Source organism: Deinococcus aquiradiocola (assembly GCF_014646915.1).
Classification (GTDB): Bacteria; Deinococcota; Deinococci; order Deinococcales; family Deinococcaceae; genus Deinococcus; species Deinococcus aquiradiocola.
Window position 1 is genome coordinate 154,918 of sequence record NZ_BMOE01000001.1, and the last position, 18,671, is coordinate 173,588.

Annotated in this window: 14 protein-coding genes; 9 read left to right on the forward strand and 5 right to left on the reverse strand. The window is 70.2% G+C overall.

Annotated features, from left to right (window positions below; all coding sequences use genetic code 11):
• The first annotated feature begins 75 nt into the window (after positions 1-75).
• Positions 76-351, forward strand: coding sequence for a PqqD family protein (locus IEY33_RS00775; RefSeq protein ID WP_188960328.1), 276 nt, complete (start codon positions 76-78; stop codon positions 349-351).
• Entirely contained in the window at positions 348-1,196 is an 849-nt protein-coding gene (locus IEY33_RS00780; RefSeq protein ID WP_188960329.1) for a phosphoenolpyruvate carboxykinase (ATP), read from the forward strand. Before IEY33_RS00775 ends, IEY33_RS00780 begins: the two co-directional genes overlap by 4 nt.
• 251 nt (positions 1,197-1,447) lie before the next feature.
• Here IEY33_RS00780 and recD2 read toward each other — a convergent pair whose 3' ends face one another.
• The gene (gene recD2 / locus IEY33_RS00785; RefSeq protein WP_188960330.1) at positions 1,448-3,586 is read right to left on the reverse strand and encodes an SF1B family DNA helicase RecD2; all 2,139 of its coding nucleotides are present in this window, start codon (positions 3,584-3,586) and stop codon (positions 1,448-1,450) included.
• A 68-nt stretch (positions 3,587-3,654) separates the two neighbouring features.
• Between recD2 and IEY33_RS00790 the strand changes: the two genes are divergently transcribed.
• From IEY33_RS00790 to IEY33_RS00800, 3 genes are all read left to right on the forward strand, one after another.
• Positions 3,655-4,761 carry a zinc-binding alcohol dehydrogenase family protein gene (locus IEY33_RS00790; RefSeq protein ID WP_229670650.1) on the forward strand — a complete coding sequence of 369 codons (1,107 nt, stop codon included), beginning with the start codon at positions 3,655-3,657 and terminating at the stop codon, positions 4,759-4,761.
• A gap of 94 nt (positions 4,762-4,855) precedes the next feature.
• Positions 4,856-6,052 carry an exonuclease SbcCD subunit D gene (locus IEY33_RS00795; RefSeq protein ID WP_188960331.1) on the forward strand — a complete coding sequence of 399 codons (1,197 nt, stop codon included), beginning with the start codon at positions 4,856-4,858 and terminating at the stop codon, positions 6,050-6,052.
• Positions 6,049-8,823 (forward strand): AAA family ATPase, encoded by a 2,775-nt coding sequence (locus tag IEY33_RS00800; protein ID WP_188960332.1) that lies wholly within the window; start codon positions 6,049-6,051, stop codon positions 8,821-8,823. The genes IEY33_RS00795 and IEY33_RS00800 overlap by 4 nt, the downstream gene beginning before the upstream one ends.
• Before the next feature lie 77 nt (positions 8,824-8,900).
• Here the strand turns inward: IEY33_RS00800 and IEY33_RS00805 are convergent, their stop codons facing one another.
• Positions 8,901-9,410, reverse strand: coding sequence for a hypothetical protein (locus IEY33_RS00805; protein ID WP_229670651.1), 510 nt, complete (start codon positions 9,408-9,410; stop codon positions 8,901-8,903).
• A 98-nt stretch (positions 9,411-9,508) separates the two neighbouring features.
• On the opposite strand from IEY33_RS00805, the gene IEY33_RS00810 reads away from it, so the two are divergent.
• Positions 9,509-11,266, forward strand: a complete 1,758-nt coding sequence (locus IEY33_RS00810) for an outer membrane protein assembly factor BamB (protein WP_188960334.1) — start codon at positions 9,509-9,511, stop codon at positions 11,264-11,266.
• A gap of 71 nt (positions 11,267-11,337) precedes the next feature.
• On the opposite strand, the gene IEY33_RS00815 is transcribed toward IEY33_RS00810, so the two are convergent.
• Positions 11,338-12,105, reverse strand: a complete 768-nt coding sequence (locus IEY33_RS00815) for an SDR family NAD(P)-dependent oxidoreductase (RefSeq protein ID WP_188960335.1) — start codon at positions 12,103-12,105, stop codon at positions 11,338-11,340.
• 118 nt (positions 12,106-12,223) lie between these two features.
• Between IEY33_RS00815 and IEY33_RS00820 the strand changes: the two genes are divergently transcribed.
• Together IEY33_RS00820 and IEY33_RS00825 are read left to right on the forward strand one after the other, a co-directional pair.
• Entirely contained in the window at positions 12,224-13,150 is a 927-nt protein-coding gene (locus IEY33_RS00820) for a carbohydrate kinase family protein (RefSeq protein ID WP_188960336.1), read from the forward strand.
• A 66-nt stretch (positions 13,151-13,216) separates the two neighbouring features.
• On the forward strand, positions 13,217-13,549 hold the full coding sequence (locus IEY33_RS00825) for a c-type cytochrome (RefSeq protein ID WP_188960337.1): 333 nt from the start codon (positions 13,217-13,219) through the stop codon (positions 13,547-13,549).
• Between the two features lie 99 nt (positions 13,550-13,648).
• On the opposite strand, the gene hslO is transcribed toward IEY33_RS00825, so the two are convergent.
• Entirely contained in the window at positions 13,649-14,596 is a 948-nt protein-coding gene (hslO, locus tag IEY33_RS00830; RefSeq protein ID WP_188960338.1) for an Hsp33 family molecular chaperone HslO, read from the reverse strand.
• 230 nt (positions 14,597-14,826) lie between these two features.
• Between hslO and IEY33_RS00835 the strand changes: the two genes are divergently transcribed.
• On the forward strand, positions 14,827-16,572 hold the full coding sequence (locus IEY33_RS00835) for an ABC transporter substrate-binding protein (RefSeq protein WP_188960339.1): 1,746 nt from the start codon (positions 14,827-14,829) through the stop codon (positions 16,570-16,572).
• Between the two features lie 157 nt (positions 16,573-16,729).
• Here the strand turns inward: IEY33_RS00835 and IEY33_RS00840 are convergent, their stop codons facing one another.
• On the reverse strand, positions 16,730-18,391 hold the full coding sequence (locus IEY33_RS00840; RefSeq protein ID WP_229670652.1) for a fasciclin domain-containing protein: 1,662 nt from the start codon (positions 18,389-18,391) through the stop codon (positions 16,730-16,732).
• Positions 18,392-18,671 lie beyond the last annotated feature (280 nt).

Sequence of the window (18,671 nt, forward strand, 5' to 3'; positions counted from 1 at the left end):
ATCATGAGTTCGTATTCATTAAATCTTAATTATTTGTTCCTGCCTCCACGCCACCCCCCGCGCTATCGTTCACCCATGACGGACCCGTCCACCCACCCCCACTGGCACGCCGACCCGGACGTCCTCGTCACGGACCTCGGCGACGAACTCGTGCTGCTGCACAGCCGCACCAGCCAGATGTACAGCCTGAATGCCGTCGCCCGAACCGCCTGGCAGGCCCTCCCCGCCACCACCCCTACGCTGCTCGCCGCCGTCCTCGCCACCTACGACGTGCCCGCCGGACAGGCCCGCACCGACCTGGACGCGCTCCTCACGGACCTCGTGCGCCTCGACATGCTCCGGCAGGCGTGACCGACCCGCTCGACTTCCACAGCCTCGCCCTGCACGTCACCGGACACGCCCCGCCCGGCCAGGGCGACGACCTCGCCCGCGACTGGCAGCGGCAGCCGAGCCCCTGGCCCGCCACGCACGCCCTGCACGTCACGCCCCACCCCGCCCCCACGCCGGACGAACCGCCACCCCTCACCCAGGTCCGCACGCAGAACGGCCCGCTGCACCTGCACGTCAGCGGCGACCACGCCTGGACACCCGACGGCCGCTTCCACCTGACCGTCACCCCGCACGGCAGCCAGCTTGCCCTGCACCCCGGCGCCAGCCCCGCCGAACGCCTGCTCGCCTTCACCGAAACGCAGCGCGCCGCCGGACTCCTCGCCCTGCACGCCGCCGTCCTGCACCGGGGTGGCCGGACCGTCGCCGTGACCGGCCACAGCGGCGCAGGCAAGAGCACCGCCGCCCTGCGCCTCCTGCAGGCCGGATGGACCCTGGTGGCCGAGGACTGGGCCTGGCTGCACGTCCCCTCCCGGCAGGTGCTCGGCTGGGACCACGGCCTGCGCCTGCGGCCCCACAGCCTGCACCTGTTCGCGCCGGACCTGCTTCACACCCCCACCGACGCGCACGGCAAACACGTCCTCGACCCGGACCGCGCCACCGGACCCTACACGCTGGACGCCCTGTACCTGCTCGGCCACCCGCCGGACACCGGCCCTGCCGGACGCGTCCGGGCCGTGTGGGAGATGATCGGCGTGCCCCTCCTGCCTGCCGCGCGACACGCCACGCAGACCGCCGTGCACGTCCTGCTCGGCACGCTGCAGGTCCAGACCGCCGAACGCGACGCCCTCGTCGCCGCCCTCACCTGAACCGCATCAGCACGGTCCCCGCCGAACCACAACCCACACCGCACAGGGCGGGTGGGCCGTGAAGTCTGCCTGAGCAGCCCGGTGGCATACGGGTCTGATCCGATTCCAGGGATGCCGGGAACAACACCGACATCCCTTCTTGGGCAAAACAGCGCCCATGAGGACGCTTGCCCGCTTCCACCTCCTCAAAACCGTACTTGTTGGTGCTCGCTTTGCTCGGCCGAACTTCAAAAGTTCAGCTCAAAACAGTATCAGGCCTGGCCGCGGATGCGTTCCAGCAGGTACGTGCAGCGTTCCTCGCGCTGCCGTCCGGCCGCGATGGCCCACGCGCGTTCCGACCCGGCCGCCACGAAGCGTTCGCGGGCGCGCGTGAGGGCCGTGTACACGAGGTTGCGGCTCAGCATCGGCGCGTGCGCCTCGTGCAGCACGCCGAGCACCGTCTCCCACTCGCTGCCCTGCGAGCGGTGCACCGTCAGCGCGTACCCGAGCGTCAGGTTGAACAGCTCCGCGCCGCCCAGCTCCACCACGTTCCCCTCGAAATCCACCTGCAGTTTGCCGGGCGACGCGGCGAGGACCGTACCGAGCGTGCCGTTGAAGACCTCGTTGGTGTAGTCGTTCTTGGTCTGCACGACGATGTCGCCGGGGCGCGCCTCGCCGTCCGCGATGCGGGTGCCGCCCTCGCCGGGGTTGAAGAGGCCCTGCAGGTGGTGGTTCAGCATCTCCACGCCGAGCGGGCCGCGCTTCATGGGGGACAGCACCTGCACCTTGTACGGCCCGCCCAGTTCCCGCACGAGGAGCGCCACGCGCCGCGCCCCGCCGTCCGGTTCGACCGGGACGTGCGACAGGCGCGCGTCCGTGCCGCGCTCGCCCGTCAGGCCCTGCTCGCCGTACCAGACGGGCGTCTCGCCGCGCTGCAGGGCGTGCGCCGCCGAGATGATCGGGTTCTGCGCCGCCTGCCGGTACACCTGCTGCAGCCGGATGGTGGGCGCGCTCTGCGTGAGCGCCTGCAGCGGCAGGCCCGCGTCGACGGGCGGCAGCTGATCCACGTCCCCGACCAGCAGGACGCGCGCGCCCGGCGCGACGGCCGACAGCAGCGCCAGCAGCAGTCCGTCGCCGCACATGCTGACCTCGTCCACGATGATCAGGTCCTGCATGACGGGCTCCAGGTGGTTGTGCCGGAAGCCGCCCGGCGTGTACCCCAGCAGGCGGTGGATGGTGCTGGCGGGCCGTCCCGTCAGCTCGCCGAGACGGCGGGCGGCCTTGCCGGTCGGGGCGCACAGGCCGACCTCCAGGCCCAGGCGTTCCGCGAGGTCCGCGACGCGGCGCGTGGTGGTGGACTTGCCGGTGCCGGGGCCGCCCGTCAGGACCACCAGCCGCTGATCTCTGAGCAGTTCCAGCACGCTCGCCTGAGCGTCGTCCAGGCCGCGCGCGGCGTCCTCACGCACCTCCCAGTCGCTGCTGGGCGGCGTGGCGAGCAGCAGCCGCACGGCCTGCGCGAGCTTCTTCTCGGTGCGGAGCGTCTGCGGGAGGTAGATGCGGCCGTCGTCGTCCTTCAGGCGGCCGAGCTCCACGGCGCTCTGCAGGGCCAGTTCGGCCGCCTCGGCGTTCACGCGCGTGTAGTGACTGACGCCCTTCACGGCCCGCGCGCGCGGCAGGTAACTGTGCCCGCCCTGCTGCGCCGCCTGCTGCAGCGCGTACACGGCGGCCGCCGTGAGCCTGCGCGGGTCGTCCAGGGCGTACCCGGCCTCCTGCGCGAGCCGGTCGGCGGTCAGGAACCCGATCCCTTCCACTTCCGTCAGGGTGTACAGGTCGAGGCTCAGGCGCTCCAGGGCCGGTTCCCCGAAGTGCTTCAGGGCGCGCTGCGCCTGCGTGATGCTCAGCCCGAGGCCCTGCAGGCCCGCCAGCAGGCGCCGTTCGGAGCCCTGCGCGCCCCAGCTCTGCGTCATCTTGTGCAGGGTGGCCTGCGTGACGCCCGGCACCTGCAGCAGCAGTTCCGGTTCCGCGCCGAGAATGTCGAAGGTCTGCCCGCCGAAGTGCTTCGCGATGCGCTTGGCAAGGACCTTGCCGACGCCGTCCACGCGCGCCTCCAGGTACGCGGCGACGCCGCCCTCGGTCAGGTCGGTGGGCGTGGCCTCCAGCACGAGGTTCAGCACGCGGTACTGGTAGCCGTACTCCCGGTGTTCCTCCATCACGACGTGCGCGCTGAAGGTGTCTCCGACCTCCAGAGGCGGCATCACGCCGACGAGGATGGCGTCCGGGTCCTCGCCCTCGGCGTTCCTGAGGTGGGCGAGGGCGACCGTGAAGCCACTCTCGGCCCGGAAGCGCACGCGGTTGATGCTGCCCTTCACGTCGATGGTGCTGAGGGAGGGGTCGGTCTGCGGTACGGCCATTACGGTCACAGCATAGCAGGCGGGGGCGCACCGTCCGGCCCGCCACGCGCCCACCGCATGAGCCGCACATGAAGAAACCCCCCGGCCCGGCCCGCCCGCAGAACGTGACGCGCCGCCCCGCCCCCACGCCCCCACCCCGACAGAATGCCCTCATGAAGGCCACCGGATTCACCCGCCACCTGCCCGTCACGGACCCCGCCAGCCTGCAGGACCTCACCCTGCCCGCCCCCACGCCCGGCCCGCGCGACCTGATCGTCCGCGTGCACGCCGTCTCCGTGAACCCCGTGGACACCAAGGTCCGCGCCCCCAAAGCGCAGGACGTGACGCACGACCCGCCCAAGGTGCTCGGCTGGGACGCGAGCGGCATCGTCGAGGCCGTCGGCGCGGACGTGACGCTCTACCGGCCCGGCGACGAGGTCTACTACGCGGGTGACTACACCCGACCCGGCAGCAACGCCGAACTGCAGGCCGTGGACGAACGCATCGTGGGCCGCAAACCCCGCACCCTCACGCACGCCCAGGCGGCCGCCTTCCCGCTCACCACCATCACCGCCTGGGAAGGCCTCTTCGACCGCCTGCACATCGACCCGGACGGACGGCACGCGGGCCGCAGCGTCCTGATCATCGGCGGGGCGGGCGGCGTCGGCAGCATCGCCATCCAGCTCGCCCGGCACGCGGGCCTGCAGGTCATCGCCACCGCGTCCCGCCCCGAATCCGCCGCGTGGGCCACGCAGCTCGGCGCGCACCACGTCATCGACCACACCGGCGACATGCCCGCCCAGCTGCGCGCCCTCGGCATCCAGGGCGTGCACTACGTGTACAGCACGTACTTCACCGAGCAGCACTGGCAGGCCATCGTGGACGTGCTGCTCCCCCAGGGCGGCGTGGTCGCCATCGACTCCGCACGGGACGTGGACCTCGCGCTCCTCAAACAGAAGAGCGCCACCTTCGCGTGGGAGTTCATGTTCACGCGCAGCATGTTCCAGACGGACGACATGGCCGAACAGGGCCGCCTGCTGAACCGCGTGGCGGACCTGATCGACGCCGGAACACTCCGTGACCTCGTGGCCCGCACCCTCACGCCCATCAACGCCGCGAACCTCCGCGAGGCGCACCGCGATCTCGAAACGCGCAGCGTGATCGGCAAGGTGGTGCTGGAAGGCTGGAGCGACTGACCCGCCCGCACGCTTCCCGGCACTCGGGAGGCGCAGGGGGCGGAACGTGCAGGCGACGCCGTCCCCGCGCTCCCCGCGCGCTACCCTGTCGGTCATGCGCGTACTTCACACCGCCGATTTCCACGCTGGGCGAATCACCCGTGGGCACGACCGCACCGCCGAACTGCACGACGCCCTCACCGAGATCACCGGCCTCGCCCGCACCGAACGCGTGGACGCCGTCCTCGTGAGCGGCGACCTCTTCGACGCGCCCAACCCGCCCGCGGGTGCCGAGCGCGTCGTGTACGAGTTCTTCCTGCGGCTCAAGGAACTCGGCGTGCCGAGCGTCGTCATCGCCGGGAACCACGACAGCGCCACCCGCCTGAGCGGCCTGAGCGGCCTGCTCGGCTGGGTCGGCGTGCAGATGGTCGCCGAACTCCCGCAGGACCTCACGCAGCTGACGCGCACCATCGACACGCGCAGCGGCGAACGCCTCGTGGTGGGCGCCATTCCCTTCCTGTCCGAACGTCGCCTGCTGCGTGCCGCCGACCTGCTCGGGCAGGATGTCGGCGCGTGGCGGCAGAAGTTCCGGGACGGCATGGGCCAGCTGATGGAGTTCGTGGGCCGCAGCTACGAGGCGGGCGCCGTCAACATGATGATGCTGCACACCACCCTGGACGGCGCGAAACCCAGCGGGCAGCGCAGCATCACCCTCGACCTGAGCCGCACGTACACCGTCAGCGGCCTGCAGTTCCCGCCCGGCACGCAGTACGCCGCGCTCGGGCACGTCCACAAACCGCAGGCGGTGGGGGAGACCGTGAACGCCCACTACCCCGGCAGCGTCCTGCAGCTGGATTTCGGGGAGGCGGGCGAGCAGAAGCAGGTGAACCTCGTGGAGGTCACGGCGGGCCGCCCCGCCACCGTCACGCCCATCCCGCTCGCCAGCGGGCGCGAACTGCGGACCCTGCGCGTCACGCACGACACCCTGGAGCGCCGCCTCGCTGAGGTGCGGGACTTCCAGGGCCTGCTGAAGGTCGTGGTGAGCGCGCCCGCCGGGACGGCCCTGCCGGGCCTGAAAGCGCAGGTGCTCAGCATCCTCCCGAACGTCCTCGCGGTGGACCTCGACGCGCCGGACCAGCAGGGCGGCAACGTCACGCCCTTCGCGGAACGTGAGGGCCTCAGCCGCCTGGAACTGTACGAACGGTACTACAGCGAGAAGTCCGGCGCGCTGCCCGACGCGCTGCGCGCCGCGTTCCTCGAGGCGCAGCAGGCCGTCCGTCAGGGCGACACGGAAGGCGGGGTGAACGCATGAAGCCCGTGAGGCTGCAGGTGCAGGGCTTCATGCCGTTCCGGCTGCATCAGGAGGTGGAGTTCACGGGCCTGGACCTGTTCGCCATCGTCGGCCCGACCGGCAGCGGCAAGAGCGCCCTGCTGGACGCCATGACCTTCGCGCTGTACGGGCAGACGCCGCGCCTCGGGGCGAGCGGCATGGAGGCCCTCATCTCGCAGAACGAGCAGGGCGCGTCCGTCAACCTGGAGTTCGAGGTGCGCGGACAGCGGCACCGCGTGGCCCGCACGCGCGGCCGCAAGGCCAGCCAGAACGCCCTCACCTTCGAGAGCTGGCACCCGGACGACTCGCCCGCCGCCGGACGCTGGGTATCGCGCGCCAGCGGCAAGGTCACCGAGACCAACCAGCTGATCGTCGACACGGTCGGCCTGGACTACCAGGCGTTCACGCGCGCCGTGATGCTCCCGCAGGGCGAGTTCGCCACCTTCCTGAAAGGCAGGAGCAGCGAACGCCAGAAGCTCCTCGGGGACCTCCTGAACCTCGGCGAGGTGGGCGAGATGGCGTCCTTCGCCCGCGACCGCGCCCGCACGTACACCTCGCAGCTCACGGCGCGGCAGGCGCTGCTCGACAACGAGTACGCCGACGTCACGCAGGACACCCTGACCGCTTGGACGGCCGAGCTTGCCGCTGCCGACGCGCGCGCCGAGACGCTGCGGGACGCGCGCGAGGACCTGACCGTGAGCGTCGCCCGCCAGCGGGAACTGGGGCAGCTGGTGCAGGCGCTCGCGGCGGCCCGCACGGCCCTCGACCGCCACGAGGCGCAGGGGGGTAGTGTCCGCGAGGGTGCAGGGCGGGCCGCTGCCGCGCGCCGTGTCGCGGCCGTCCTGCCGCTCACCGTGCAGGCCCGCCAGAGCGCCCTGGCCCTCGACCGGGCCACGCTCGCCGCGCAGCGCGCGCAGGACGCCCTGACCGTCACCGGGCGCGCCGCCGGGACGGCCGACACGGCCGTGCAGGCCGCCCTCGCGGCCCTGGACCGCATTCCCGCGCTGGAGGCCCGCATCGCCGCCCTGCGCGAAGCCGAAGGACTCGCCGTGCGCCTCAGGCTCGCCGGGGGCCGCCCCGACAGCACGCACCCGCAGCCGCTCCCCTGGGACGAGGCCCAGCACGGACAGGCCGCGCAGGCCGCCGAAAAGGCCCGCAAGAACGCCCTGGAACGCGTGAAGCTCGACGCGGAACGCGCCGCCCTGCAGCGCCGCCGCGCCGACCACACCCTCGAAGAACAGACGCAGGCCCGCGAACTCACCGAGCAGGACCGCGTGAAACGCGACGGGCTGAGCGGCAAGCAGCGACAGGACACCCTGAAGCAGGAACGCGACGCGCTGCAGGAACGCCTCGGCGTGCTCGCGCACCGCCACCTGCTGCACCCCGGCGAACCCTGCCCACTGTGCGAACAGACGGTCCTCACCGTCCCCCCGCAGGACGCCGCCGAACCCGCCGCGCGCCTCGCCGTCCTGAACGACGAGATCAGCCGCCTCGAACTGACACTCGAAGCGCTCCGCACCCGCTACAACGACCTGAACGTCAACACCCGCGCCCGCGCCCGCACCCTGGACGGCGCCGCCACCCGCCTGCAGGAGGAACAGGAGCACCTCGACCTGCGCGAATCGGACCTCCGGCAGGCCGAGACGACGCTCGCCGCCACAGTCCAGGGCGACCCCGCCGACCTCGCTGCCCGTTACCTCGCCGGACTGGCAGGGCAGCTGCGCGACATGGGCGGCCAGCCCACCCAGGAACTCGCCCGCGTGCAGGGCCAGATCCGTACGCTGCGAGACGCGCACGACACGGCACGGCAGGCGCACGCCCGGACGCAGGCCCAGCACGCCGCCGCCGCCGCGCAGGCCGACGCGGCCCGCACGCAGGAACACGAACGCGCCCGCGAAGCACAGGCCGCGCAGGACGCCCTGCACGCCCATCTCGCCCCGCTCGGCCTGAGCGCCGAGCAGGCCGAAGCGGCCGCCCTGCCCGAACTGGACATCCAGGCGCTCGAAACGGCCGCGCAGACGCACGAGGACCTCCGGCAACGCCTGAGCGCCGAACGCGCCGACCTCGAACGCCGCCTCGGCACGCAGACCTTCGACCCGGCCCAGCTCAGCACCGCCGAACGCGAACTCGCGGGCCTCGACGCCGAGATCCGCGCCGCGCAGGGCCTCGCCGGACAGCTCACGCAGCGCCTCACGTCCGGACGCGAACGCCTCGCCCGCAAGACCGCCCTGGAAGACGAGGCGCGCGACCTCGCCGCCCGACTCGACACCTGGAAGACCCTCGCGTCGTCGCTCGGCGTGAGTGCCTTCCAGCAGTACCTGCTGCAGGAAGTCGAGTCGCGCCTCCTGAGCGGCGCGGGCCAGCTGCTGCTCGAAATCTCCGACGGCCGCTACCGCCTGCGCCTGCAGGACGGCGAGTACGCCGTCGAGGACCTCTGGAACGCGGGCGAGACGCGCGCCGTCCGCACCCTGTCGGGCGGGGAGACGTTCCTCGCCAGCCTGTCCCTCGCCATCGCCCTCTCCGACTATCTCGCCGGGAACCAGATCCTCGGCGCGCTGTTCCTCGACGAGGGCTTCGGGACGCTCGACCCGCAGGCGCTCGAAGCGGTCGCGGGCGCCCTGGAGAACCTCCGGACCGGGGGACGCATGGTGGGCGTCATCACGCACATCGAGAGCCTCTCCGAACGCCTCCCGCACCACCTGCTCGTCACCAAGAGCGCGGCAGGCAGCAGCGTCCACCGCCTCCAGAGCTGATACGCCTCCAGAGCCGACACAAGGGCGCGCCCCGGCGTTGGCCGGGGCGCGAGGACTGCGTGAGGTTCAGGCTGAGGTCAGAGGCGCTTCTGGATGGCCATCAGGCTGGGGGTGCTCTTCCAGCTCATGCCCTTGTCGACGTACATCTTGGCGGTGGTCTTGTCGCCGCGGTTCAGGGCGATGTAGGCGAGCTTGGCGGCGCTCAGCGCGGCCCAGTCCTTCTCGGCGTCCGTCAGGTCGCTCAGCTTGGTCCAGACGTTGTACGCGTTGATCCACCACTGGGTCTTGGTGTACAGCTGGCCCAGGTACGCGGTGTAGTCGCGGTTGCCCATGTCGCCGCTCGCGGCCATGTAGGCGGCGTCCACGGCGGCCTTCCAGAGCGTGCGGTCGTAGAAGGGGATGGGGTAGGCCACGTCGGCCTGCGTGGCGTACTCCTGCGCCTTGGCGAAGCTCTCCTCCGGGGTCATCGCCGGGGCCGCCATCATGGCCGGAGCGGTGGTCTCGGTGGTCGTGGTGGTGGTGGTGGTCGTCTGGGCGGCGGCGAGGCTTCCCATGGCGAAGGCGGTCAGGATGAGAATCTTTTTCATATCAAGTCGCATCTTAGGGCGCTAGTGTACGGACGTCCACCGTACCCCCGCCCTTTCATAAGCTTTTCTAAGAAAGCGTAAAGGAGTTCCTTCAAGTCATGAGAATCAGACTTTTTACCGCGCTGCTCACCACGTCCCTGCTGGGCGTGCTGCCGGGCGCGTCCAGCACCGCCGCCACCGCCCCCCAGATCAGCTGGACCAAGGACCTGAAAGTCATCGGTTCCGTGAGCGTCGCCCCAAGCGGCGACCTGTACTTCATCGGCGCGGACGCCAAACTGCACCACACCGACTCGCGCGGCGTGGAGAAATGGAACTTCACCTTCGGTGACATCGGCCGGGCCGAGCCGATCGTGCTGCCCGGCGGTGGCGTCATCGCGGGCAGTTACGACGACACCCTGTACTCCATCGACCCGTCCGGCAAGCTCGTCTGGAAGACGAAGCTCGACGGTGACATCTACGCCACCCCGGCGCTGCGGGCCGACGGGAGCATCGTCGCCGCGACGGCGGGCGGCAGCGTGTACGCCCTCGACGCGGGCGGCCGCGTCCTGTGGCAGTACCGGGCGTCCGGCCCGGTCTTCAGCAGTCCGGCCGTGGACCTGAACGGCAACATCACGTTCGGGTCGCAGACGGGACGCGTCACGTCCCTCGACGCGTCCGGCCGGGAACGTTGGACCTTCCAGGCGGGCTCGTCCGTGTTCAGCAGTCCGGCCCTCGACGCGGCCGGGAACGTGTACTTCGGGTCGGGGGACCGCAAGGTGTACGCCCTCGACCCGTCCGGGCAGCTGCGCTGGTCGGCCGGCACGCGCCTCTTCGTGAACGCGAGCCCCATCGTGACCGCGACCGGCCTGGTCGTCGTCGCGAGCTACGACGGGAACCTGTACGCCTTCAACGCGGACGGCGTGCCCGCCTGGACCTTCAGTCTCGGCAACCCCACCGCCGCGCCCGCCGTGGAACTCAGCGACGGGACGCTGGTGGTCGGGGACCTGGGCGGCACGCTGCACGCCGTGGGCGTGAACGGCACGGAACTGTGGAAGATCAACCCGAACCTGAAGATCGACACGTCCGTGTCCGTGTCGGACGCGGGCACCCTGTACTTCAGCACGCAGGGCGGCAACCTGAGCGCCATCACGGGCCAGAAACCGCAGGCGAACGGCCCGTGGAGCTCGTACCGGGTCACGCCGTCCGGCGTGGGCCGCACCCTGACGCCCGCCGAGGCCGCCGCGCGCACGCAGGCGATCCGCGTGGCCGCCACGCGCCCGGTGACGACCGCGCCCGTCGCGCAGCCGAAGCCCGGCACAGCCCCCGCCCCGAAACCCGGCACGCCCACCCCCACCACCCCGAAACCCGGCACGCCGACCACGGGCACGCCCGGCACCGTGCCCCCGGCACCCACCACGCCCGCCCCCACACCTCCCACTGCGCCTGCTCCCACGCCGGAACAGCTGGCCGCGCAGGCCGCCCAGACCGCGAAGCTCGCCGCCACGCAGGCCGGACGCGGCGCGCGCGCTCAGGACGGCGTGGTGTACCTGCCGCTCACGGAACTCACGGCGGCCCTTCAGGCGCAGCTTCTCGTCCGCACCAACGTCAGCGCCACCCTCGCGCCCTACGCGGGCAGCGCGCAGAGCCTGCCGCCCGTCACGCTCACCGTCCGTACCCTGGACGGCCGCGCGTACGTGCCGCTGTCCGGCCTGACCCTCCTCCGAGGCAGCCGCACCCGCTACACGCCTGCCACCCGCACCTACGACCTGAACCTCGGGGACCGCACCGTCCTGAGCGTCCCTCTTGACCTCGCGGGGCTGCTGAAACCGCAGGCCGCGCCCGAGTACCCGGACGTGGTCCGCAAACCCAGGACCTGAACGCCCCACCCTGGCAGACGCAGGCCCACCTCCCGGAACAGGGGGGGTGGGCCTGCGCCTGTTCGGCCTTCTTACACGGGGCGTCCCGCCATCATGAAGCTGGCCGTCATGCCCCCGTCGATGGGCAGGATGACGCCCGTGATGAAGCTCGCCTCCGGCGACCCCAGGAAGTACACGGCCTGCGCCACCTCCCTCGGCTCCCCGATGCGGCGCAGCGCGTGCAGGTCCTCGTAGTCGCGGCGCGTCTGCGCGGGGTCGGCGGACGCGTCGATGGACGCCATGACCGCCTCGGTGCTGATCGCTCCGGGCGCCACGGCATTCACGCGCAGGCCACGCGGCGCGAGGTCCAGGCACATGGCGCGCGTGAGGTTCACGAGGCCCCCCTTGGAACTGTTGTACGCGGCGTTGTCCTGCTCCGCGAACAGCCCCTGCACGCTCGCCACGTTCACGACCGCGCCGCCCTGCGGGAGCAGCGAGATCAGTTCCCGCACCAGCATCAGCGGGGCGCTGAGGTTCACGTCCAGCGTGCGCTGCCAGCCGCTCTCGCTGACGTCCAGCACGCTGCCGTGCGCGCCCTGGTACGCGGCGTTGTTCACGAGCACGTCCACCCGCCCCAGCTTCTCCCTCGCCGCGCGCGCAATCCGGGCGCGGCCCGCCCTGCTCGCCACGTCGGCCTTCAGGCGCTCCTGGCCCTTCAGGGCGGGCGGCAGCGTCAGGTCCACGCTCAGCACGTGCGCCCCACGTTCCGCGTACAGTTCCGCAATCGCGCGCCCGATCCCTCTGGCCGCGCCCGTCACCACCACATTCACCGTCATGCGCTCCAGTGTCGGGGCGTTCATGGGCGTGGATGGTCGCCCAGCCCACCGGGTAAACGCCAGATCAAGCCGGGGGCGGAAGGGAGGGGGCCTGTGCAGCCGTCCCGCACGCACTGGGGCGGCGTTCCTCTACACTCAGCGCATGACTCAGGACAGCGTGGCGACCCTACCGCTCATCGTCAGTGCCGGTGAGGCCCTGACCGACCTCGTGACCGCAGGCGGCAACCGCTGGGAGGCGCACCCCGGCGGCGCGGCATGGAACGTCGCCCGTGCCGTGTCTGCCCTCGGCGTGCCTGCCGCGTTCGCGGGCGCGGTCGGGCAGGACAACTTCGGCGAGGACCTCGCGGAGGCGTCACGTGCGTCGGGACTCGACCCGAGGTTCATGCAGCACGCGCCAGAGCCGACCCTGCTGGCCGTGGTGTACAGCGTCACGCCGCCCGCGTACCGCTTCCTGGGCGAGAACAGCGCCGACCTGACCTTCGACGCGGCCGCCCTCCCGCACGGCTGGACGGGCGCGGCCCGCTGGCTGCACCTGGGCGGCATCAGCCTCGCGCGGCAACCGCTGGCGGACACGCTGCTGCGCGTCATGGACGACGCGAAGGCCGCCGGGGTGCGCGTCAGCTTCGACCCGAACGCCCGCATCGTGCACCGCGACCCCGCGTACCGCCCGATTTTCGAGCGCGTCATGCGGCAGGCGGACCTCATCAAGCTGTCCGACGAGGACCTGTGCTTCTTCTTCCCGGACCACGACGAGGCGGCCGCGATGCGCGTCCTGCGCGGCCTGAACAGTCAGTCGCCCATCGTCATCACGCGCGGCGGGGACGGCGCCAGCCTGTACCACGCGGCGGGCCGGGCGGACCTGCCCGCCCCGCGCGTGCAGGTGGCCGACACGGTCGGCGCGGGCGACGCGCTGTGCGCGGGCCTGCTCGTGAGCGCCACGCAGCGCCCGGACGCCATCTGGCCGGAGCACCTCGCGTTCGCGCTGCGGGTCGCGTCGGCCGCGTGCTCCAGGCCGGGCGCGTTCGCGCCGAGCCGCTCGGACGTGGCGGCCCTCTTCCCGGACCGCTGACCCGGCCTCCGGGCGGGCGGCGAGCGGGGTATACCGTTCCATTACCTGAACCCGCTAGAGTGACGTATGTCCCGAATCCTTCCCCTGATGGTGCTGCTCGCCGGAACCTCCCTCGCTGCCGTCAACGTCAAGTCAGGGCAGGCCATCTACACCGCCAACTGCGCCGGATGCCACGGTGCCAAGGCCCAGGGGAACGTCGGCCCGAACCTGCACGAGGCCGCCGGGTGGAGCGCCGCGATCTTCAGGCGCGCCATGCTGAAGAGCGTCGACGATCACGGCGTGGCCCTCAAGGCCCCCATGCCCAACTGGGGCAAGATCGGCTTCGCGGGCGACAAGGGCAAGGCGCCCACCACCACCGAGATCAGCAACCTGCAGGCGTACCTCAAGACCCTCAAGTAAGGGAAGGTCCGCACAGCACGGGCGCCCCGCCAGAGACTTCCGGCAGGGCGCCCGTGTCATGGCGTGGCTGTGTGCGGATTCAGGCGAACGTGAAGATGTTCAGGCCTGCGCGTGGGGCGCGTCGCCTTCCGCGTCCAGGGCGGCGATCTCGTCGGGCGTGATCTGGTAGTGCTCGTTGCACCAGTGGCACACGACCTCCTGCCCGCCCTCCTTCATCATGTCCTGCCGTTCCTGCATCCCGAAGTACAGCAGGCTGTTCTTGGCCTTCTGGCGGGAGCAGCGGCACTTGAAGCGCGCGGGCTGCGCCTGCGTGACCACCTGCAGGTCCAGGCCGTCGGCGGCGCGCTCCATGACTTCCAGCAGGCTGCGCTGCCGGAGGTTGTCGGTGATGGGGCCCATGGCGCGCACGTTCGCTTCCAGCTGCCCGAGCGTCTCGTCGCTCGCGCCGGGCATCGCCTGCACCAGCAGGCCGCCGCTGCGCGCGACACGGCCGCCTTCCTCGTACACGCCGAGCAGCACGGCGCTGGGGATCTGCTCGGACGCCGCGAGGTAGTTGGCGACGTCCTCGGCGATCTCGCCGCTGACGAGCGGGACGCTGCCGGTGTACGGTTCGGCGTTTTCCAGGAGGCGCGTCACGGCGATCTCGCCGTCCGTGCCCACGATGCCGCTCACGTCGAGTTTGCCGTCCGTGTCGCGCACGGGCAGGTCGGCGCTCCCGTCGCGGACGTAGCCGCGCACCTGGCCGTCGGCGCTGCCTTCCGCGACGATCCAGCCGATGGGGCCGTCGCCCTGGATGCGGAGGGTGACGCGGCTGTCGGTCTTCTTGCCGAGCACGATGGCGAGGAGCAGCGCGGCGCTCAGGGAGCGGCCGAGGGCGGCCGTGGCGGTCTTGGAGAGGTGGTGGCGCAGGCGGGCTTCCTCGACGATGGCGGTGCTGTCCACCGCGACGAGGCGCAGGGTCCCCTCGGCGGCGGTGCCGCGCAGGATGAAGCTGGCGGGATGGCCGTGGGTGTGGCCGGCGTCGGACGGAGTGGAAGGCAGAGTCATTAGAAAATCTTACACGGGGGCACTCAAGTATGAAAGGAAGGGAGATCGCCATTCCCGCCCACATACCTGCACCACCCTTCATGACCCCTTAAAACAGCACGCGTCACTGGCTCATGCATCCCGGATACGCTAACCTTCCGTGTTCTGGCGGCCCGGCACGGGCCACGCCTCAGGGTCGAACGCCCGGCCCCGCGCAACGCAGCGGCCAGCCAAGACCGATTGGAGTCACCATGAAAGCGAATACCCCCCTCACCCGCAGCCTGCTGCTGTCCACCCTCGCCCTCGCGCTCGGCGCGTGCAGTGGCGGCGGCAGCGGCAACAAGTCCACCCTCGTGTACCAGGAGTCCGCCGACATCCCCACCCTCGACCCCGGCGTCACCTACGACACCGCCTCCGGCCAGGTCGTCGAGAACCTCTACGAGACGCTGCTCGACTACAAGGGCAGCAGCCTCAGGGACCTCCAGCCGAAACTCGCCACGAGCTGGAATGTCACGGACGGCGGCAAGACCGTCACCTTCAAGCTCCGTGAAGGCGTCAAGTTCCACACCGGCAACCCCTTCACCTGCGAGGATGCCCAGTACAGCCTGCGCCGCAACCTCATCACCAACAGCAGCAACTCCGGCAACTGGTTCATCTCCGAGGCCCTCCTCGGCACCAGCAGCAACGCCAAGGACGACCCCAGCATCACCTGGGCCAAGATCAGCGCCGCCGTCCGCTGCGACGACCAGGGCCAGCTGGTGCTCAGCATGCCCAAGGTCGACCCGGCCATCCTCCCGAAACTCGCATACATCGGGCAGGCCATCGTGGACAGCAAGCATGCCAAGGAGATCGGCGACTGGGACGGCACCGAAGCCACCTGGAAGGACTGGGTCGGCAAGGACCTCACCGGCGGCGTCCTCGACAAGGACCCCAGCGGCACCGGCGCCTACAAGCTCGTGAAACGCGACGCGAACAGCCTCGCCGCGAGCGCCTTCGCCGACTACTGGGGCGACAAGCCCACCCTCCAGAACGTCCTCATCCAGAAGGTCCCCGAGGACGCCACCCGCCAGCAGGCCCTGCTGAAAGGTGACGCTGACGTCGTCGAGAGTGCGAGCCGCGCCGTCATCCAGCAGCAGCTGCAGGGCAAGCCCGGCATCGCCATCATCGACGACCTGCCCAACACCACCTCCAGCGCCATCTTCATGAACGAGAAGATCAGCAATGCCGCCCTGCTCGGCAGCGGCAAGCTCGACGGCAAGGGTGTTCCCGCCAACTTCTTCAGCGACGTCAACGTCCGCAAGGGCTTCGCGTACGCCTTCGACGTCGACAGTTACATCAAGGACGTGCAGCTCGGCAAGGGCAAACCCCGCACCATGCTGCTCCCCGACAGCTTCCCCGGCTACGACGCCAGCATCCCCACCTACGCCCTCGACACTGCCAAGGCCACCGCCGCCTTCAAGGCCGCGTTCGGCGGACAGCTGTGGCAGAACGGCTTCGTGCTCAACGCCGACTACCGCGCGGGCAGCGTCGCCGCGCAGACCGCGATGGAAATCCTCAAGAAGAACGTCGAGGCGCTCAACCCCAAATTCAAGGTGAACCTCACCGCGAAACAGTGGTCCACCATGATCCAGGACTCCCAGAACGGCAAGGAAGCCATGATCCTGAACGCCTGGGCGCCCGATTACGCCGACGCCGACAACTTCCTGTACACCTTCTACAGCAGCAAGGGCTACTACCAGACGGCCGCGAACTTCAAGAACGCGCAGATCGACGGCTGGCTCGACCAGGCCCGCAGCATCGCCGACCAGGGCCAGCGCGACAAGCTGTACGCGCAGGTCGGCAAGGCCGTGTACGACAACGCGTACTACATCAACCTGCCCGCCGCCGCCGGGATCTTCGCGTACCGCGACAGCCTGCAGGGCATCAGCAAGGACACCTACAACCCCATGCGCGCCTTCATCCTCGGCGTGTACTGGAAGGACATCAGCAAGAAGTGACCTGAACTGCCCGGCCAGCACGGGTGGGGGAGGGGAGGGCCGCACGAAGGTGCCTGGCCCTCCCCTCGGTCATGACCGCCTGGTCAGAGAAAGCCAGTCGACAAGAGGAGGCCGGGTCCACACGGACCCGGCCTCCTCTTGTTGTCCCCTGCCGGTCTTACTTGGTGGCGGGCGGGATGAGCACGTCGTTCACGACGTTGATGTAGCCGTTCTTGGCCTGGATGTCGCTGTACAGCACGGTGCTGTTGCCGATCACGTAGCTGCTGCCGCTGGCGCTGCGAGACAGGACCTGCTGGTCGTTCGTGATGGTGGCGAGCGGAGTGTTGGTGTCCGTGAGCTTGATGGCGCCCCTGACGACGTGGTAGTTCAGCACGCGGGCGAGCGTGGCGGGGTCGTTCTTGACCATGTTGAGCGTCTCGGGGGCCAGCTTCCCGAAGGCCGTGTCGGTCGGCAGGAAGACCGTGTACAGGTCGTTGCCGGCCAGGGCGGTCGTCAGGAGGTTGCCGGACTGCTGCAGCAGGCCACGCAGGATGCTGAAGCGCGCGTCGCTGTTGATGACGTCTGCGATGGTCATGTTGGTGGCGACGATGCCGCCGCTCATGTCACCGGCAGCCGGAGCAGTGGTGACGGTGGTGGTGACCGTGGCAGTCGTGTCGGCCGGAGCGGCGTCCGCAGCGGGCACCGTCACGTCGGGCGGCAGCAGCACGGCGTCGATGGCGTGCACCACGCCGTTGTCCGCCGCGATGTCGGTCGCGATGACGTTCGCGCTGCCGATCTTCACGTCCGAGCCGGACACCGTCACGTCCAGGCTGGAACCCTCGGCGCTGGCGAGCTGCGTGCTGGTGACCACGTCGGCCGCCAGGACCTTGCCGGACACCACGTGGTACAGCAGGACCTTCTTGAGCAGTTCACGGTCCGATGCGACCTGGGCGAGGGTGTTGTCGTCGAGCTTGTCGAAGGCCTCGTTGGTCGGCGCGAAGATGGTGTAGTCGCCGCTCATCAGGGTCTCGTCGAGGCCCGCGTCGCTGATCAGGCCCGCGAGGGTGCTGAAGCGCTCGTCCTTCACGATCACGTCGTACACGGTGTTGCTCATGACGGCCATGTCACCCGTGTCGCTGGTGTCGGTGGCGGTCGTGGTCGTGTCCGTGGTGGTGGTCGTCGTGCTGGTGGCGGTGGTGTCCGTCGTCGTGGTGGCCGTGGTGCGCGGCTGCGGCGTGACGGGGATGTTCACCACGCTGAATTCAGGCATGGCCGGGGCGGGTGCCGGGGTGGCCGCCGCGGTCGGGGCGGGAGCGGCGGGCGCAGCCGCCATGGGCGGCATCAGGACAGTGTCGATCACGTGCACGATGCCGTTGCAGGCCATCACGTCGGCCTTCGTCACGGTCGCGGTGTTGATCATGACCTTGCCGCCCGCCGTGCGGACGCTGACGTTCGCGCCGTTGGCGGTTTTGGCGGACTTCAGGCTCATGACCTGCCTGGCGTTCACCTTGCCGGGCACCACGTGGTACAGCAGCACGGACTTCAGCATCTCCGGGTCGTTCAGCAGGTTGGCGAGCGCGTCGGACGGCACCTTGGCGAAGGCGGCGTTGGTCGGCGCGAACACCGTGTAGCTGCCGCTCTTGAGGGTGTCTTCCAGACCAGCGGCCTGCACGGCGGTGAGCAGCGTGCTGAACTGGGGGTCGCTGCCGACGATGTCGGTGATGGTCATGCACGCGGCGGGCATCGCGGCGGCAGGCTTGGGCATCGGGGCGGGGGCTCCGGCACCACCGGCATGCGCGATGCTGCCGAGCGTCAGGCCGAGCGAGAGCAGAACGGTCATTTTCTTCATGATGATCACCTCGGTTGAACTGTGCTTCCGCCTCAATAGACACCAAGGGCAGGCAAACCGCAACACGGAAATGAAGTCAGCAGACCAGTTAAAGAAAGTCTCATGAAGGAAAAATAATGATATTCCCCGCCTTTTATTTGAATTGGGTGTAAAAATAGACGGAAATTATTGAGCGGGCCTTTAACGAAACGGATGATTCCGCGGCCGGAATTTCCCCCCTCCGGCCAACCAGGAAAGACCATGAGGAAGGACCGGACGGCGCCTGCAGGCT

What these genes read in the sequence shown, in the direction of transcription:
- IEY33_RS00795 (WP_188960331.1), top strand. Translation starts at nt 4,856, where the DNA reads ATGCGCGTACTTCACACCGCCGATTTCCACGCTGGGCGAATCACCCGT.
- recD2 (WP_188960330.1), bottom strand. Translation starts at nt 3,586, where the DNA reads ATGGCCGTACCGCAGACCGACCCCTCCCTCAGCACCATCGACGTGAAG.
- IEY33_RS00800 (WP_188960332.1), top strand. Translation starts at nt 6,049, where the DNA reads ATGAAGCCCGTGAGGCTGCAGGTGCAGGGCTTCATGCCGTTCCGGCTG.
- hslO (WP_188960338.1), bottom strand. Translation starts at nt 14,596, where the DNA reads ATGACTCTGCCTTCCACTCCGTCCGACGCCGGCCACACCCACGGCCAT.
- IEY33_RS00835 (WP_188960339.1), top strand. Translation starts at nt 14,827, where the DNA reads ATGAAAGCGAATACCCCCCTCACCCGCAGCCTGCTGCTGTCCACCCTC.
- IEY33_RS00840 (WP_229670652.1), bottom strand. Translation starts at nt 18,391, where the DNA reads ATGACCGTTCTGCTCTCGCTCGGCCTGACGCTCGGCAGCATCGCGCAT.
- IEY33_RS00810 (WP_188960334.1), top strand. Translation starts at nt 9,509, where the DNA reads ATGAGAATCAGACTTTTTACCGCGCTGCTCACCACGTCCCTGCTGGGC.
- IEY33_RS00805 (WP_229670651.1), bottom strand. Translation starts at nt 9,410, where the DNA reads ATGAAAAAGATTCTCATCCTGACCGCCTTCGCCATGGGAAGCCTCGCC.
- IEY33_RS00790 (WP_229670650.1), top strand. Translation starts at nt 3,655, where the DNA reads ATGAAGAAACCCCCCGGCCCGGCCCGCCCGCAGAACGTGACGCGCCGC.
- IEY33_RS00815 (WP_188960335.1), bottom strand. Translation starts at nt 12,105, where the DNA reads ATGAACGCCCCGACACTGGAGCGCATGACGGTGAATGTGGTGGTGACG.
- IEY33_RS00825 (WP_188960337.1), top strand. Translation starts at nt 13,217, where the DNA reads ATGTCCCGAATCCTTCCCCTGATGGTGCTGCTCGCCGGAACCTCCCTC.
- IEY33_RS00820 (WP_188960336.1), top strand. Translation starts at nt 12,224, where the DNA reads ATGACTCAGGACAGCGTGGCGACCCTACCGCTCATCGTCAGTGCCGGT.
- IEY33_RS00775 (WP_188960328.1), top strand. Translation starts at nt 76, where the DNA reads ATGACGGACCCGTCCACCCACCCCCACTGGCACGCCGACCCGGACGTC.